Here is a 16,660-nt window from a genome sequence, read left to right on the forward strand (position 1 = left end):
CATCGCCTGATGCACATCCAACACTCGATCATTCAACTTGCCGGTCACTCGCTGCAGCGGGTGGATTTCGACCCGTTGACCTTCCAGCCTGAAGACCTCCTCTGGCTCCCGCATCATGCCCGGTTAAGCGGCTGCGTCCGCAAGCGGCAGTCCGAGCATCTCGCCGGGCGTATCGCCGCGGTTTACGCGCTGCGGGAAGTGGGCGAAAAAGGCGTCCCTGCCATTGGCGACCAACGCCAGCCCCTGTGGCCGGCCCCGTGGTACGGCAGCATTAGCCACAGCGAACGCAGCGCGCTAGCGGTGGTCTCCGCCCGGCCGGTCGGCGTTGATATCGAACGAGTCATGGCGCCTTCGCTGGCGACGGAGCTGGAAAGCAGCATCATCAATAGCGCGGAAAAAAAACGGCTGGACGCCAGCGGCCTGCCGCCTGAACTGGCGCTGACGCTGGCGTTTTCGGCGAAAGAGAGCGCGTTTAAGGCCAGCCATTCGGCGATCCAGGCCAGGATGGGTTTCAGCGATTTTGAAGTGACGTATATAAAGGAAGAAAATCTGCGGCTTCGGCTCTCCGCCGGGGAGTATCGGCTGCAATGGATTAAGGCCGGTGAATACGTCATCACGCTCTGCGCGCCGTAAAAACATAACCCGCGCGGTAGCCGCACGGGTTATCGGTTTAAGGCGCCGTAAAATCAGCGCATTTTCTGCGCCAGTTCGGCGACGGAAGCGGCATCGAAACCGTGGTGTTTACGCAGCCAGCCGCGATCTGCCGCCGCCGCATACTCGCCATCCGGGATCCCCAGACGCTTGAGCGGGATTCCCGCGCCGGCTTCAGCCAGCACTTCCGCCACCAGGCTCCCAAGGCCGCCGTTGACGTTATGCTCCTCCACCGTTATCACCGCCTTGCACGGCTTCAGGGCCGCCAGCAGCGCGGCGGTATCGCAAGGACGAATGGACGGCACGCTCACCACTTTGGCCTGAATTCCCGCGTCGGCCAGCCTCTGCGCGGCATCGACGATTTCGTGCACCGTCGATCCGGTGGCGACCAGCGCGATATCTTCGCCTTCCCGCAGCGTGACGACCGCTCCCGGCACAAAGCGATAGCTTTCATCGTGCAGCTCCGGCAGCGCCTTACCGTCAAGACGAATATAGACCGGCCCCTGATAGCCGATGGCGTAATCGATAATCTGTCGACATTCGCGCGGCGAAGACGGGGCGAAAATCTGGATATTGCCGAAGCCGCGCATCACCGCCAGGTCATCAATCGCGTGATGGGTGCTGGCCAGCGGGCCGTAGCTGGCGCCGGCGTTGAGGCCAAATAGCTTAACGTTGGTGTTGTTGTAGCAAACGTCGACTTTAATCTGCTCATTAGCGCGGGAAATCAGGAACGGCGCGGCGTTACAGGTAACCGCCACTTTCCCCCCCAGCGCCAGGCCCGCCGCCGTCCCGACCATGCTCTGCTCGGCGATGCCCACGTTCACCAGACGCCCGGGGAACTGTTTAATAAATGGCGCGATTTTGGCCGTTGAGGTGGAGTCAGCGACGACCGGCACCAGATCGACGCCGCGGTCAACCGCATCAATAAAGGCCTGAACCATCACGCTCGCCAGGTGTTCTGCATTACTCATCTTTCAGTTCCTCCAGTGCCAGTGCAATCTCTTCGCCTTTCGGTACCCGGTGGTGCCACTCCGGGCGCCCCTGAATAAAGGAAATACCGGCGCCTTTGGTGGTGTTGGCGATAACGACGTTCGGTTTACCTTCCTGCTTCAGCCCTTCCAGGGTCGCGACAACCGAGGCCATGTCGTTGCCCTGACATTCGGTGACCGTCATCCCGAAGGCCTTCCATTTGTCGGCCAGCGGATCGGTATTCATAATTTCGCGCGTCGGGCCCGCCAGCTGGAGATTGTTCTTGTCATTAATAATGATCAGGTTATCAAGGCCGTAGTGCGCCGCGGCCAGCGCCGCTTCCCAGTTACTGCCCTCCGCCAGTTCGCCATCGCCGGTAATTAAAAAGATGCGGCGGGTGCTGTTGCTTTTTTTCGCCGCTAGCGCCAGCCCCACCGCAACAGGCAAACCATGGCCCAGCGCGCCGGTGTTGAGCTCAATGCCCGGCGTTTTCTGACGAACCGGGTGACCGGGAAGATGGGAATTGGCATGCTGATAGGTGTCCAGCCAGTCAACCGGGAAGAAGCCCGCCTCGGCCAGCACGCAGTAGTAGCAGCCCACCGCATGGCCTTTCGACTGGATGTAGATATCGCGCTGGTCATCAGCAAGGCGCTCCGGCGCGACGTTCAGAATGCGGAAATAGAGCGCGGTGAGCAGTTCAACCTGCGACAGGTCGGCGCCGGTGTGCCCGCCCGCAGGGCTGTTGGCGTTCAATCTGACGATATGGCGACGTACGGCGCGGGCTTTGCGCTCGAGTGCCTGGACATCATAGCTATAGGGATTCATTTAATACCTCTGAATTTATTTTCAACTTGGAATATTTATTCCGTCAGGGACTAAAAAAACCAGACATCCCCAGGCAACGCATCGTAAGGCTTACGCCGCTGCATCATACTCAGGAACATTCTGCCTCCTTACCACCGGGCGTGACGTCACCCGGGCACTTTTCAGTTGACCTGAAATCGCTATGAATATATATTCAATATCGACTCTTTATTCAATTATGCGGCTACTGTTCTGTTTTTGTCCATAGCTGATTTTGAGGATTGGCGAAAGTTAGATATCCATCACACTTAACTGTCTTTTCTTTTCGCGTATGATAATGAGCTCTAAGATAATGGCTGCACGTAAATGATTTTCGGGGAAATATATGGCTAAGCAGGATGAACAACGGCTATTAGTTAAGATTGCCACGCTCTACTATCTCGAAGGACGAAAGCAGTCCGATATTGCTCAAATTCTCTCCCTTTCTCAGTCATTTATCTCCCGAGCGATCGCCCGCTGCCAAAAAGAGGGCGTGGTCAAAATCAGCGTTGTTCAGCCATCGAATATTTTCCTCAATCTTGAAAAGGGCCTCGAGGATCGCTACGGAATTAAGCAAGCCATCGTCGTGGATACCGAAGAAGACGCCAGCGATCACACCATCAAGCGCGCCATCGGTTCCGCCGCCGCCCACTATCTCGAAACGCGATTAAGACCAAAAGATCTGATTGGCGTCTCTTCGTGGAGTTCGACTATCCGCGCAATGGTTGATGAGGTCCACGCGCAAAACCTGAAGGCCAACGGCGTGATTCAACTGCTCGGCGGCGTGGGCCCAAATGGTAACGTGCAGGCGACTATCCTCACCCAGACTCTGGCGCAGCATCTGAACTGCGAAGCCTGGCTACTGCCTTCCCAGAGCATTGAAGGCTCCACTGAGGAGAAAAATCGCCTCGTGGCCAGCAAAGATGTCGCCGACGTCATTGCCCGCTTCGATGAAGTCGATATCGCCATCGTCGGCATTGGCATCCTTGAGCCTTCGCAGCTGCTCAAAACTTCCGGTAACTACTATCACGAAGATATGCTCCAGGTGCTGGCGGAACGCGGCGCCGTGGGCGACATCTGCCTGCACTACTACGATAAAAACGGCAGAGCGGTGTTACGCGATGATGAAGATCCTGTGATCGGCATGGCGCTGGAGAAGGTGAAAAAGTGTCCTAATGTGGTGGCCCTTGCCGGTGGCAGCGAGAAGGTCGCGGCTATCAAAGGCGCGCTTTCGGGCGGTTATATCGATGTTCTGATCACCGATTACCCAACGGCCAGACTGCTGATTGCCGGTTAATTTCCTCACTCAAACGCTTTCCCACAACCTTTACGCTTTCTCCGAAGCGTAAAGGTAACGCAAATAAAACATTATATTTCAATAACATAAAACCTTAAAATCACCTCATTCCCCATCCGTACCTGAACGCTTCGCCGATCGGATAAGTGTGATTGCCAGCACAATTGATAACTTTTCCAGTAGCCCGACGGGAAGTTTCTGGCTAAGGTATCAAATAAATAATCACTATCGAATATATATTCAGTGATTAAAAAAGTGAAAACGAATTGTCACATCATGGCCTGCTAAGAAGCAATGCGATCAAGAGGAGTGCCTACCTTCCCCCTCCGCGCCAGGACGAAGTGTGACTCAGGAGACTACCTAATGCAGGCAACACGTAAAGAGTTCATCATTGCGCTGGACGAAGGCACCACCAATGCCAAAGCCGTCGTACTTGATAGCCGCGGCCAGGCCGTGGTGAAATTCTCTCAGCCGCTGGCGATCCAAACGCCGCGTGAAGGCTGGGTCGAGCAGTCGGGAGAAGTCCTGGTTGACGCTTCGCTGGAGGTTATCGCGAAAGCGGTAGCGCACGTTGGCGCAGAAAACGTCGCGGCATTAGCCATTAGCAACCAGCGCGAGACCGCGATCGGCTGGTATCGCCAGAGCGGTAAGCCAATCAACGCCGCGATCACCTGGCAGTGCAGCCGCAGCGCCGCGTTTTGCGATGAACTGCGCCACAGCGATAAAGAGCAGCAAATCAAGGCCGTGACCGGCCTGCCGATCGCGCCTCTGTTTTCGGCCTCGAAAATGCGCTGGCTGCTGGAATCCCTTCCTGAGGGGCGCGCGCTGGCTGAGCGCGGAGAAATCTGCCTCGGCACTATCGACAGCTGGCTGCTGTGGAACTTAACCCAGGGCGATGCGTTCTCCTGCGATTACTCCAATGCCGCGCGTACCCAGCTGCTGAACCTGCAAACCGGCCAGTGGGACGACGACATGCTGGCGCTGTTCCAGATCCCGCGCGCCGCGCTGCCGGAGATTAAACCCTCCAGCGGATTGTTTGGCTATACCCGGGGGTTGAACGCTATCCCTGACGGTATTCCGGTGATGGCGATGGTCGGAGATTCCCACGCCGCGCTGTTTGGTCACGCGCTGGGCGAACTCGGCTGCGTTAAGGCCACCTACGGTACGGGGTCATCGGTGATGGCGCCGGTAAAATCCGCACAGTGCGATATCGACGCGCTGGCCACCACCATCGCCTGGCACGACGGCGACAGCATCACTTACGGACTCGAAGGTAATATTCCGCATACCGGCGATGCCGTAGCGTGGATGGCGGACAGCACCGGCTTGAGCGAACTTTCCGATGCCGAACTGGCGCATGAACTCAACACCCTGCCCGCCTCCGTGGACTCCACGCTGGGCGTCTATTTTGTGCCGGCGTTAACCGGCCTGGGCGCCCCGTGGTGGGATGACAGCGCCCGCGGCGTGATTTGCGGCCTGAGCCGCGGCGTCAAGCGCGCCCATCTGATTCGCGCCGCGCTGGAATCCATTACCTATCAAATCGCCGATGTCGTGGTGGCGATGCGCCAGCAGGACGACTTCCACTTGACGGCGCTGATGGTCGACGGCGGCCCAACCAAAAATGACTGGTTAATGCAGTATCAGGCTGACCTGCTCGGCTGTCCGGTGATGCGCAGCGACGTTGCCGAGCTGTCGGCGATTGGCGCGGCCCTGCTCGCGCGCAAAGCCCTGAATCCCGGATCGGTGACCGACCTGAAAGCGTTTTTAACTGAACACAGCGAATTTATCCCCGATATGGCCCGCCACCAGCGCCTGCAGAAAAGATGGCAGGAGTGGCGCCATGCGGTGAACAGAACATTATGGAAACCGGCAACGTCCGCCTGACGCCCACCAGGGAATCGAACGCGTGACGCACCTTACTCATCAACAAAAGGAGACCCCCGGCCCATAAATTTGATTTACAGGCCTTACGTTGTTTCACCGTACCCGACAATAACAACCAAGAGAGAAAATTGTCATGAAATTACGTTTAACGCTTTTAACCGCTGCTACCCTGACCGCCTTTTCTTTCGCTGCCCAGGCGGCAGAAAAAGGCACCATCATGATCATGGTAAACTCGCTGGATAACCCCTATTACGCCTCTGAAGCCAAGGGCGCCAGCGAGAAAGCCAAAGAGCTGGGATATCAAACCACCATTTTGTCGCATGGCGAAGATGTCAAAAAACAGAATGAGCTGATCGATACCGCCATCGGTAAAAAAGTTCAGGGCATTATTCTGGATAACGCCGACTCCACCGCCAGCGTCGCCGCCATTGAAAAAGCGAAGAAAGCGGGTATTCCGGTGGTTTTAATCAACCGCGAAATTCCTGTCGATGATATTGCGCTGGAGCAAATTACCCATAATAACTTCCAGGCCGGTTCTGAAGTCGCCAACGTATTTGTCGAGAAAATGGCCGAGAAAGGAAAATACGCCGAGCTGACCTGTAACCTTGCGGATAATAACTGTGTGACCCGCTCTAAATCATTCCACCAGGTGATTGACCAGTACCCGGATATGGTCAGCGTCGCTAAACAGGACGCGAAAGGCACCTTAATCGACGGCAAACGCATTATGGACAGTATTCTGCAGGCGCATCCCGACGTTAAAGGCGTGATTTGCGGCAACGGTCCCGTCGCCCTCGGCGCCATTGCCGCACTGAAAGCGGCGAATCGCAACGACGTGGTGGTGGTCGGTATCGATGGCAGCAACGATGAACGCGACGCGGTCAAAGCCGGCACCCTGCAGGCCACCGTGATGCTTCAGGCGCAGGCCATCGCCGCTCAAGGGGTGACCGACCTCGATAACTACCTGCAAAAAGGCGAAAAACCGGCCAAGCAGCGCGTGATGTTCCGCGGCATTCTGATTACTCAGGACAATGCAGACAAAGTGCAGGACTTCAATATCAAATCCTGATTTCGGGTTGTTGCGCCCCTTGCGGGGCGCACAGGAGCGTATTATGTATAAAAAAATCTCGCTGATGCTGGTCGTTCTCGCGCTCGGAGGCTGTCGTATCGTCTCTCAGCAGGAACTGGCCGATCTTAAATCTCCGCCCAATCCGCATATGGCGGATATCGATCGGACATGGCAAGACCAGCTGGTTCCCCAGGTTGTGGCTAAAGCTCGCCCCGTCGCCGAGCTGATGACCGCCCTGCGCGCGGCGAAAGATATTGATAGCGCCTGCAAAGCGTTAGGCTATCGCGCTCAGGACGAAAACCCGTGCGTGTTTTACGTCAAAGTCGAAGGCAATATCAGCAAAATTGATTCCGCCTCGCGCAGCGGAAAAATGACGATTGAGGATACCCGCGGCGGCAACGTGGTGGTGCAAATTGGCCCGACGCTGCGCGGCACATTATTACGCGACGGCTATCAGGGCGCCAGCTATCAGGACTTTAACGATCAGGTGCTGTTTGGCGAATATAGCCGGAAGATTAACGAGCACGCGGTAAAAATGATCCAGACGGCGCAGGTGAAAACCGGTGAAGCAGTCCAGGTGTACGGCGTATTCTCGGCCTGGGATATTCCACAGAGCATTCCTGATATTACGCCAGCAAAAATTGTTCGTTTGGGAGGACAATAACATGCAGCGGCAAGAACTCGTCAATTCCCAACCAGTCGACTCTGAAGTTATTATCGAAACCCGCGAATTATCTCGCGTTTATCCGGGGGTTGTCGCCTTAGATAACGTGAATTACCGGGTCTATCGAAATAAAGTAAACGTTCTGATCGGTGAAAATGGTGCGGGTAAATCCACCATGATGAAAATGCTTGCTGGCGTTGAAACACCCTCCTCCGGTCAAATTATTCTTGATGGCGTGCCGGTGACCCTTAGCTCGACGCACCAGGCTGAAAAGCAGGGAATCAGCATCATATTTCAGGAATTAAATTTATTCCCAAATATGAACGTCATGGATAATATTTTTATGGCTAACGAATTCTTTCAAAAAGGGAAGATTAACGAAAAATATCAATATGAGTTAGCCAAATCATTACTGGAAAGGCTGGAACTTGATGTCGATCCCTACACCCAGCTCGGCGAATTAGGCATCGGCCATCAGCAGCTGGTGGAAATTGCGCGCGCGCTTTCAAAAGACACCCGGGTATTAATTATGGATGAACCCACTTCCGCGCTCAGCCAGTCGGAAGTCAAAATCCTGTTTAACGTCATTGAACAACTTAAACGCCGCGGCGTCACCATTATCTATATTTCCCACCGTCTGGAAGAGCTGATGGAAATTGGCGACCACATCACCATTTTCCGCGACGGACGCTTTATCAGCGAGCGCGAGGTCAGCGACGCCAGTATTCCGTGGATTATCGAACAGATGGTCGGCGATAAGAAAAAACATTTCGACTACCGGCCGGCGCCGAAAGGCGAAGCGGTACTTGCGGTTGAAGGTCTGACGGCGCTTCATTCCAGCGGCGGCTATAAGCTCAACGATGTGACCTTTACCTTAAGTAAGGGAGAGGTGATCGGCATCTATGGCCTGCTCGGCGCCGGGCGCACGGAGCTGTTTAAAGGCCTGGTCGGTCTGATGCCCTGCCAGGGCGGGAACGTCCATCTCAACGGCGAAAATATCGACAAGGCGCCGTTCCAGGCGCGGCTGAAAAAAGGGCTGGCGCTGGTGCCCGAAGACCGTCAGGGCGAAGGCGTGGTGCAGATGATGTCGATTCAATCGAATATGACCCTCTCTGATTTCAGCCTGCAGGGCTTTCGCCGGGCGTGGAAGTGGCTGAATCCGCAGAAAGAAATCGCCTGCGTCAAAGAGATGATTCGCGAACTGGCGATCAAGGTCAGCGACCCCGAGCTGCCCATCACCTCGCTCAGCGGCGGCAACCAACAGAAAGTGGTGCTCGGCAAAGCGTTGATGACGAAGCCGGAGGTGGTGTTTCTCGACGAGCCCACTCGCGGTATCGATGTCGGCGCGAAAACTGACGTTTATCACCTGATCGGCAAAATGGCCCAACAGGGTCTGGCGGTGATGTTCTCTTCATCGGAGCTGGATGAAGTGATGGCGCTGGCGGATCGCATCCTGGTGATGGCCGATGGCCGGATTACCGCCGATTTACCGCGTCATGCGGTAACCCGCGAAAAGTTAATCGCGGCTTCAACACCTCAAGATTAATCAGGCTGGAACCCATCATGAACCAGAAATATATGATTTATATGTACCTGCTGAAGGCCAGAACGTTCATCGCTCTGCTGCTGGTTATCGCGTTCTTCAGCGTGATGGTACCGAATTTCCTGACCACATCTAACCTGCTGATTATGACCCAGCACGTGGCCATCACCGGCCTGCTGGCCATCGGCATGACGCTGGTTATCCTGACGGGCGGTATCGATCTTTCCGTTGGCGCCGTGGCCGGCATCTGCGGCATGGTGGCCGGGGCGCTATTAACTAACGGCCTGCCCTTGTGGAACGGCAGCGTCATCTTTTTTAACGTGCCGGAAGTGATTCTGTGCGTCGCGCTTTTCGGCGTGCTGGTCGGCTTTGTGAACGGCGCGGTGATCACCCGCTTCGGCGTCGCGCCCTTTATCTGCACCCTGGGCATGATGTATGTCGCCAGGGGTTCAGCGCTGCTGTTCAACGACGGCAGCACCTACCCGAACCTTAACGGCATGGAAGCGCTGGGTAATACCGGTTTCTCCACCCTGGGATCCGGGACGCTGATGGGCATTTATCTGCCAATCTGGCTGATGATCGGCTTCCTGCTGCTGGGCTACTGGCTGACCACCAAAACCCCGCTGGGCCGCTATATCTACGCCATCGGCGGTAACGAATCCGCCGCTCGTCTGGCCGGCGTGCCTATCGTTAAGGCAAAAATCTTCGTCTACGCCTTCTCCGGCCTGTGCTCGGCGTTCGTTGGCCTTATCGTCGCCTCCCAGCTGCAAACCGCGCACCCGATGACCGGCAATATGTTCGAAATGGACGCCATCGGCGCCACCGTGCTCGGCGGAACCGCGCTGGCGGGCGGTCGCGGCCGGGTGACCGGCTCAATCATCGGCGCGTTCGTCATCGTCTTCCTCGCCGACGGCATGGTGATGATGGGTGTCAGCGATTTCTGGCAGATGGTCATTAAGGGCGTGGTTATCGTCACCGCCGTCGTCGTCGACCAGTTCCAGCAAAAACTGCAGAACAAAGTCATCCTGATGCGTCGTCATGAGGAGAAGCTGGCTGCGGCAGGCGCCACCAGTTAATCACGTCTTTATTACCCCGCCGGACGCTCTGCCGTCCGGCCTCTATAAGGGATGAAAAATATGCAAAGAAATTTCACACATAAAACGGTGGTTATCACCGGAGCCTGCCGCGGAATTGGCGCCGGTATTGCCGAGCGCTTTGCTCGCGACGGCGCGAATCTGGTGATGGTCTCTAACGCCGAGCGCGTTCATGAAACCGCGGAAACCCTGCGCCAGCGCTACCAGGCCGATATCCTGTCGTTACAGGTTGATGTCACCGATGAAGCGCAGGTGCAGTCGCTGTACGAGCAGGCGGCGGCGCGTTTCGGCGCCATCGACGTCTCTATCCAGAACGCGGGCGTGATCACCATCGACTATTACGATCGCATGCCGAAAGCCGACTTTGAAAAAGTGCTGGCGGTTAACACTACCGGCGTCTGGCTGTGCTGCCGCGAGGCCGCCAAATATATGGTCAAACAGAACCACGGCAGCCTGATCAACACCTCTTCCGGCCAGGGCCGCCAGGGGTTTATCTACACCCCGCACTATGCCGCCAGCAAAATGGGCGTGATCGGCATCACCCAGAGCCTGGCCCACGAGCTGGCGCCGTGGAATATCACCGTCAACGCCTTCTGTCCGGGCATTATCGAAAGCGAAATGTGGGATTACAACGACCGCGTCTGGGGCGAAATCCTCAGCACCGAGCAGAAACGCTACGGTAAGGGCGAGCTGATGGCGGAGTGGGTCGAAGGCATTCCGATGAAGCGCGCCGGTAAACCGGAAGACGTTGCCGGGCTGGTGGCGTTTCTCGCCTCCGACGACGCGCGCTATCTCACCGGGCAGACCATCAATATCGACGGCGGCCTGATTATGTCGTAATGCGGTCCCCCGGGTTGCGGCTGATGCCTTACCCGGGCTTCCGGTCGGCACAATTTTGTAGCCCGGATAAGGCGTTTACGCCGCAATCCGGGTAAATAACAGATCAGCACCGTCTGGTAGCCCGGACAGGCGCAACGCGCCGCCTCCGGGAACGCCAACTCCGGGCATGCTAAAGAATATTTTTTAGAGAGTGATAACTATGATCGCAAAAGATTTCGCCCAACAGCTGTTTAATCTGCAGGACCGCGTGGCCTTTGTAACCGGCGCGGGCAGCGGCATCGGTCAAATGATTGCTTACGGCCTCGCCAGCGCGGGCGCTCGGGTCGTCTGCTTCGATCTCCGCGAAGACGGCGGCCTTGCCGAAACCGTCAAAAATATCGAAGCCATCGGCGGCGAGGCCTGTTTTTACACCGGCGATGTACGCCAGCTTAGCGACCTACGCGCTGGGGTGGCGTTGGCAAAAAGCCGCTTTGGCCGCCTTGATATCGCCGTCAACGCCGCCGGTATCGCCAACGCCAATCCGGCGCTGGAGATGGAAACCGAGCAGTGGCAGCGGGTAATCGATATTAACCTCACCGGCGTGTGGAACTCCTGTAAAGCGGAAGCCGAACTGATGCAGGAAACGGGCGGCGGTTCGATTATTAATATCGCGTCCATGTCCGGCATTATTGTTAACCGCGGCCTCGATCAGGCCCATTACAACTGCTCCAAGGCGGGCGTTATCCACCTGTCGAAAAGCCTGGCGATGGAGTGGATCGGCAAAGGGATTCGGGTCAACTCCATCAGCCCCGGCTATACCGCCACGCCGATGAACACCCGGCCTGAGATGGTTCATCAGACCCGCGAATTCGAAAGCCAGACGCCGATCCAGCGTATGGCGAAGGTTGAGGAGATGGCCGGCCCGGCGCTGTTCCTCGCCAGCGATGCCGCGTCGTTCTGTACCGGCGTTGACCTGGTGGTCGATGGTGGTTTTGTCTGCTGGTAGAACGGACCGAATGCCAGTATGGATGTCAATATACTGTCAGCGACCGGCGAAGCAGTATGCAGGGTGGCGGCGCGATTGTTTTAACCGGTCGTTGTTCTCTCGCCGTCCATCCTGCTCCCATAAGAAGAAAAAAGGTGCCTTAAGGTTCCTTACCCAGCCTGCGGATAAGCGGGGATAGCTCCCCGCATACCGGCTACTTCTTCGTTTCGTAAGCGAGAACGGCCTTAAACTCTATACTACGTTCTTTGATGCTCAGCTTGCACAGCGAGTCGCGCACCATTAACGTCAATCCCAGCGCTGTCAGACACAGCACGATGATTGCCACCAGGGCGTATTTTGTCAGCATCTCGTTGCCTCCATGCGAAGAAGAGGCTACTATCCAACGTGCTAGGGTTGGATCGTGAGCCTCAGGTTGATGGGAACATCTCCTGGGGCTTCGTCTTTCTGAATCCTCACCTAAGCCTGAACGCAGAAAGCCTCAGGCACCCGCCGCCATCATACGCTTCCCTGCGCAATTCACTGTATATTTAACCAGCCCAATCCCTTTTTCAGAAAACGTTTAGACGGCCTACATTCCGGGGAAGGTCACGCTGTTGCCCGGCGCTTCGCGATGCAGATGAATAAAGTTCAGATGGCGCTCGTACTGGTCAAGAATATCGGTGATCACCTGCTCTTTGCTGTAGTCCATCAGGTCGTTGCCCTGACTCCCCTCCAGCAGGAAGGTCTCCAGACGATAGTAGGTCGACTTCCCGCTGCGCGCCCGGTAGGTAAAACCGGGAATGGAGTACTGCTGCGGCCAGATCTGATAAACAAAGTTCTGCTCGTCGCCCATATGCACCAGCAGGTCGAGATGGCCCAGGCTGTCCCCCTCTTCCGGAGGCAGACTTTTCAGCTCGACGTAAGCGCCGCGCAGCTTCAGCTCCTGCGCCACCTCTTCCATCGCCGGGAAGCACACCGTCTCCATCATCTGGCGGGTATAGCGCGTGCCGGGGTAGTTCATCAGCCGCGACAGACGCTTCTTCCAGCTCAGGCGATCCTGCACGCCCATCGGTCGCGGGGCGGTGTCGCGGTTGGCGCTCTCGCGGCGATAATCTTCCACCTTCAACGACTTATACAACCCCGCCATCACGAAGAAGATCACAAAGCTAAACGGCAGCCCCATAATCACCGTCGCGTTCTGCAGAGCGGAAATGCCGTTAGTCATCAGCATCCCCAGGGTCAGCAGGCCGATGACCACCGACCAGAAGATGCGCAGCCAGTTTGGCGCATCGCTGTTGATATCCTTCAGCTTCGAAGTGAAGTTACCCAGCACCAGCGCCCCGGAATCCGCGGAGGTCACGTAGAACAGCAGGCCGGTAATGGTGGCGACCGAAGCGCTAAAGGTAAACGCCGGATACTGCGCCAGCAGGTTATAGAAGCCGCGCTCCGGGTGGGCGACCGCCTCGGCGGCGAAGGCCGCATTGCCGTGGATGATTTCATACAGCGCGCTATTGCCGAACACCGACAGCCACAGCAGGGTAAAGGTGAACGGGATAATCAGCGTTCCCACCACAAACTGACGAATGGTGCGTCCACGTGAAATACGCGCCAGGAACAGACCGACAAACGGCGACCACGCCACCCACCACGCCCAGAAGAACAGGGTCCAGTTGTTCATCCACTCGACCGGACGATCGAAGGCGAAGCTGTTGAGGGTCATGCCCATAAAACGATTCACGTAGTCGCCAACGTTAAGCACCAGCGCGTTGAGCAGGAACTCGGTATCGCCCATAAACAGGATGAACAGGATTAGCCCAAGGGCCAGCACCACGTTAAGCTCGGAAAGAATACGGATGCCTTTATCCACCCCGGAGGTCACCGAGATGGTGGCGATTATCACCGACAGTACGATCAGCGCCGCTTTCGCCCCCAGCGAATCCGGAATATTGAACAGCACGCTGAGGCCGTAGTTAAGCTGTACCACGCCAATTCCGAGGGTAGTGGCGATACCGAAGATGGTGCCGATCACGGCGGCGATATCCACGCTGTGGCCAATCGGCCCATTAATCTTCTTGCCGAAGATCGGATAGAGCGCGGAGCGGATGGTCAGGGGTAAATTATAACGATAGCTAAAGTATCCCAGCGCCATCCCCATCAGGGCATACATCGACCATCCGGTCAGCCCGTAGTGAAACAGCGTCCACACCATCGCCTGGCGCGCCGCCTCCATGGTCTGCCCCGCCCCTTCCGGCGGCTGCATATACTGGGTCACCGGCTCAGCGACGGAGAAGAACATCAGGTCGATGCCGATACCGGCGGCGAACAGCATTGCCGCCCAGCTGAGCACGCTAAATTCCGGCTTCGAGTGCTCCGGCCCGAGCTTCACCGAACCGAAACGCGAGCAGGCGATGCACACTACAAACACGATATAGAGCGTCGCGGCCAGCAAATAGTACCAGCCGAAGGTGCGGGAAACCCAGTTCAGGGTGCGGCCAATCCAGGCCGCGGAAAAATCGCTGAAGAAGAGAGTCATCAGGGAAAACAACAAAATCAGTCCGGCGGAAGTGTAAAAAACCACCGGATTGATTTTGTCCTTTTCTCTGCTCGGCGAAAGGTCTGTCATCCATTCTCCTTACTGTTTTTGCAACTATTATAACCAAAATCGGCAACAATTAAGACACATTTTATATTGAACGTCCAATCAAAAACCGCTTTAATAGATAAACAAAGCTGATGAATGGAGTCTGAGAAATGCCCAAACTGGGGATGCAACCGATACGGCAGCGGCAGCTGATTGACGCGACCCTGGCCGCCATCAATGAAGTGGGAATGCACGATGCCACCGTCGCGCAGATCGCCCGACGGGCTGGCGTATCGACCGGCATCATCAGCCACTATTTCAAGGATAAGAACGGGCTGCTGGAAGCGACGATGCGCGATATCACCGGCCAGCTGCGCCAGGCGGTGTTGAGCCGCCTGCACGCCCTGCCCGATGCCGGCCCGCGGGAACGCCTGCGCGCCATCGTGGCCGGCAACTTCGACGACAGCCAGATAAGCAGCGCGGCGATGAAGGCCTGGCTCGCCTTTTGGGCCAGCAGTATGCATCAGCCGATGCTCTATCGCCTGCAGCAGGTCAGCAGCCGACGACTGCTGTCGAATATCGTCTATGAATTCCAGCGCGCCCTGCCGCGCGAAGAGGCGCAGGAGGCCGGATACGGTCTCGCCGCGCTGATCGACGGGCTGTGGCTACGCGCGGCGCTGAGCGGTAAACCGCTGGATAAAGCCCGCGCAGAAACGCTCGCCGAGCACTTCATCAGCCAATATCTGCCACCGACTTCTCAATAATGGAGGACCCATGTCCCGAATGGCCGAACAGCAGCTTTACATCGACGGTGGTTATGTTTCCGCCACCAGCGGTAAAACCTTCGAGACGATTAACCCCGCTAACGGGGAAGTGCTGGCGACCGTCCAGGCCGCCGGCCGCGAAGACGTCGACCGGGCGGTAAAGAGCGCTCAAAAAGGGCAAAAAATCTGGGCGGCGATGAGCGCCATGGAACGTTCGCGCATTCTGCGTAAAGCGGTCGATATTCTGCGCGCTCGCAACGACGAACTGGCGCGTCTGGAAACTCTCGATACCGGCAAACCGCTGAGCGAAACCGCCTCCGTCGATATCGTCACCGGCGCAGATGTGCTGGAGTACTACGCGGGCCTGATCCCGGCGCTGGAAGGCAGCCAAATCCCGCTGCGCGACAGTTCATTCGTTTATACCCGCCGGGAACCGCTGGGCGTGGTCGCCGGGATCGGCGCCTGGAACTACCCGATCCAGATCGCCTTATGGAAATCGGCGCCTGCGCTGGCGGCCGGTAACGCGATGATCTTTAAACCGAGTGAAGTTACCCCGCTCACCGCTCTGAAGCTGGCGGAGATCTACCGCGAAGCGGGCCTGCCGGCGGGCGTGTTTAATGTGCTACCGGGCACGGGCGCCGAAACCGGTCAGTATCTCACCGAGCACCCGGATATCGCCAAAATCTCCTTTACCGGCGGCGTTGCCAGTGGCAAAAAAGTGATGGCTAACGCCGCCGCTTCTTCACTGAAAGAAGTGACCATGGAGCTGGGCGGCAAATCGCCGCTGATCGTCTGCGAAGACGCCAACCTCGACCTCGCCGCCGACATCGCGATGATGGCTAACTTCTACAGTTCAGGCCAGGTCTGCACCAACGGCACCCGGGTATTTGTTCCGGCGCGACTGAAAGCGGCGTTTGAAGAGAAAGTCCTCGCCCGCGTGGCGCGTATTCGCCCCGGCGATCTGTTCGCTGAAAGCACCAACTTCGGGCCGCTGGTGAGCTTTCCACACCGCGATAACGTGCTGCGCTATATCGAGACCGGTAAGCAAGAAGGCGCGCGCCTGCTCTGCGGCGGCGAAGCGCTGAAAGGCGAAGGCTTCGACCACGGCGCGTGGGTCGCCCCGACGGTGTTTACCGACTGCGATGACCAGATGACCATCGTTCGCGAAGAGATCTTCGGCCCGGTGATGTCGATTCTGAGCTACGACGATGAGGAAGAAGCCCTCCGCCGCGCCAACGCCACCGAATATGGCCTCGCCGCCGGCGTCGTCACCCCGGATTTAAACCGCGCCCATCGCCTGATTCATCGGCTGGAGGCCGGGATCTGCTGGATCAACTCCTGGGGCGAATCCCCGGCGGAGATGCCGGTCGGCGGCTACAAGCACTCCGGCATTGGCCGCGAAAACGGCGTGCAGACGCTACACAGCTACACCCAGATAAAATCCATCCAGGTTGAGATGGGTCAGTTTCAATCCATATTTTAACCAGGAGGTCATTT

Annotated in this window: 15 protein-coding genes; 11 read left to right on the forward strand and 4 right to left on the reverse strand. The window is 57.0% G+C overall.

Annotation, left to right across the window (positions count from 1 at the left end; all coding sequences use genetic code 11):
- Nucleotides 1–9: 9 nt before the first annotated feature.
- The gene (gene entD / locus GUC22_RS19590) at nucleotides 10–633 is read left to right on the forward strand and encodes an enterobactin synthase subunit EntD (RefSeq protein WP_049131325.1); all 624 of its coding nucleotides are present in this window, start codon (nucleotides 10–12) and stop codon (nucleotides 631–633) included.
- A 53-nt stretch (nucleotides 634–686) separates the two neighbouring features.
- Here entD and GUC22_RS19595 read toward each other — a convergent pair whose 3' ends face one another.
- Together GUC22_RS19595 and GUC22_RS19600 are read right to left on the reverse strand one after the other, a co-directional pair.
- Nucleotides 687–1,622, reverse strand: coding sequence for a transketolase family protein (locus GUC22_RS19595; RefSeq protein WP_014228346.1), 936 nt, complete (start codon nucleotides 1,620–1,622; stop codon nucleotides 687–689).
- Nucleotides 1,615–2,445, reverse strand: coding sequence for a transketolase (locus tag GUC22_RS19600; RefSeq protein ID WP_024358849.1), 831 nt, complete (start codon nucleotides 2,443–2,445; stop codon nucleotides 1,615–1,617). Before GUC22_RS19600 ends, GUC22_RS19595 begins: the two co-directional genes overlap by 8 nt.
- A 364-nt stretch (nucleotides 2,446–2,809) precedes the next feature.
- Between GUC22_RS19600 and GUC22_RS19605 the strand changes: the two genes are divergently transcribed.
- The 8 genes from GUC22_RS19605 to GUC22_RS19640 all read left to right on the forward strand — a co-directional run bounded on the left by GUC22_RS19605 (nucleotide 2,810) and on the right by GUC22_RS19640 (nucleotide 11,839).
- Entirely contained in the window at nucleotides 2,810–3,760 is a 951-nt protein-coding gene (locus tag GUC22_RS19605; RefSeq protein ID WP_024358850.1) for a sugar-binding transcriptional regulator, read from the forward strand.
- 363 nt (nucleotides 3,761–4,123) lie between these two features.
- Entirely contained in the window at nucleotides 4,124–5,644 is a 1,521-nt protein-coding gene (locus tag GUC22_RS19610) for an FGGY family carbohydrate kinase (protein ID WP_154955072.1), read from the forward strand.
- A gap of 133 nt (nucleotides 5,645–5,777) precedes the next feature.
- Nucleotides 5,778–6,713 carry a D-ribose ABC transporter substrate-binding protein gene (locus GUC22_RS19615; RefSeq protein ID WP_004130307.1) on the forward strand — a complete coding sequence of 312 codons (936 nt, stop codon included), beginning with the start codon at nucleotides 5,778–5,780 and terminating at the stop codon, nucleotides 6,711–6,713.
- A 43-nt stretch (nucleotides 6,714–6,756) separates the two neighbouring features.
- Complete coding sequence (locus GUC22_RS19620; RefSeq protein ID WP_154955073.1) at nucleotides 6,757–7,377, forward strand: DUF2291 family protein; 621 nt, start codon at nucleotides 6,757–6,759, stop codon at nucleotides 7,375–7,377.
- Between the two features lies 1 nt (nucleotide 7,378).
- Nucleotides 7,379–8,923, forward strand: coding sequence for a sugar ABC transporter ATP-binding protein (locus GUC22_RS19625; RefSeq protein WP_154955074.1), 1,545 nt, complete (start codon nucleotides 7,379–7,381; stop codon nucleotides 8,921–8,923).
- Between the two features lie 17 nt (nucleotides 8,924–8,940).
- Entirely contained in the window at nucleotides 8,941–9,996 is a 1,056-nt protein-coding gene (locus tag GUC22_RS19630; RefSeq protein ID WP_004100048.1) for an ABC transporter permease, read from the forward strand.
- A gap of 60 nt (nucleotides 9,997–10,056) precedes the next feature.
- Nucleotides 10,057–10,854 (forward strand): SDR family oxidoreductase, encoded by a 798-nt coding sequence (locus tag GUC22_RS19635; protein WP_004132240.1) that lies wholly within the window; start codon nucleotides 10,057–10,059, stop codon nucleotides 10,852–10,854.
- A gap of 199 nt (nucleotides 10,855–11,053) precedes the next feature.
- Nucleotides 11,054–11,839, forward strand: coding sequence for an SDR family oxidoreductase (locus GUC22_RS19640; RefSeq protein ID WP_004130297.1), 786 nt, complete (start codon nucleotides 11,054–11,056; stop codon nucleotides 11,837–11,839).
- Nucleotides 11,840–12,032: 193 nt separating this feature from the next.
- Here GUC22_RS19640 and GUC22_RS19645 read toward each other — a convergent pair whose 3' ends face one another.
- On the reverse strand, nucleotides 12,033–12,185 hold the full coding sequence (locus tag GUC22_RS19645) for a Hok/Gef family protein (RefSeq protein WP_102649651.1): 153 nt from the start codon (nucleotides 12,183–12,185) through the stop codon (nucleotides 12,033–12,035).
- Between the two features lie 222 nt (nucleotides 12,186–12,407).
- A complete protein-coding gene (locus GUC22_RS19650) occupies nucleotides 12,408–14,441 on the reverse strand; it encodes a choline transporter (protein WP_049131322.1) in 2,034 nt (677 codons plus the stop codon).
- Between the two features lie 128 nt (nucleotides 14,442–14,569).
- On the opposite strand from GUC22_RS19650, the gene betI reads away from it, so the two are divergent.
- Nucleotides 14,570–15,163 carry a transcriptional regulator BetI gene (gene betI, locus GUC22_RS19655; protein WP_004132233.1) on the forward strand — a complete coding sequence of 198 codons (594 nt, stop codon included), beginning with the start codon at nucleotides 14,570–14,572 and terminating at the stop codon, nucleotides 15,161–15,163.
- Nucleotides 15,164–15,173: 10 nt separating this feature from the next.
- Nucleotides 15,174–16,646 (forward strand): betaine-aldehyde dehydrogenase, encoded by a 1,473-nt coding sequence (gene betB, locus GUC22_RS19660; RefSeq protein WP_160183735.1) that lies wholly within the window; start codon nucleotides 15,174–15,176, stop codon nucleotides 16,644–16,646.
- Nucleotides 16,647–16,660 lie beyond the last annotated feature (14 nt).

The organism is Klebsiella sp. MPUS7, from assembly GCF_009905335.1.
Lineage (GTDB): Bacteria > Pseudomonadota > Gammaproteobacteria > Enterobacterales > Enterobacteriaceae > Klebsiella > Klebsiella grimontii.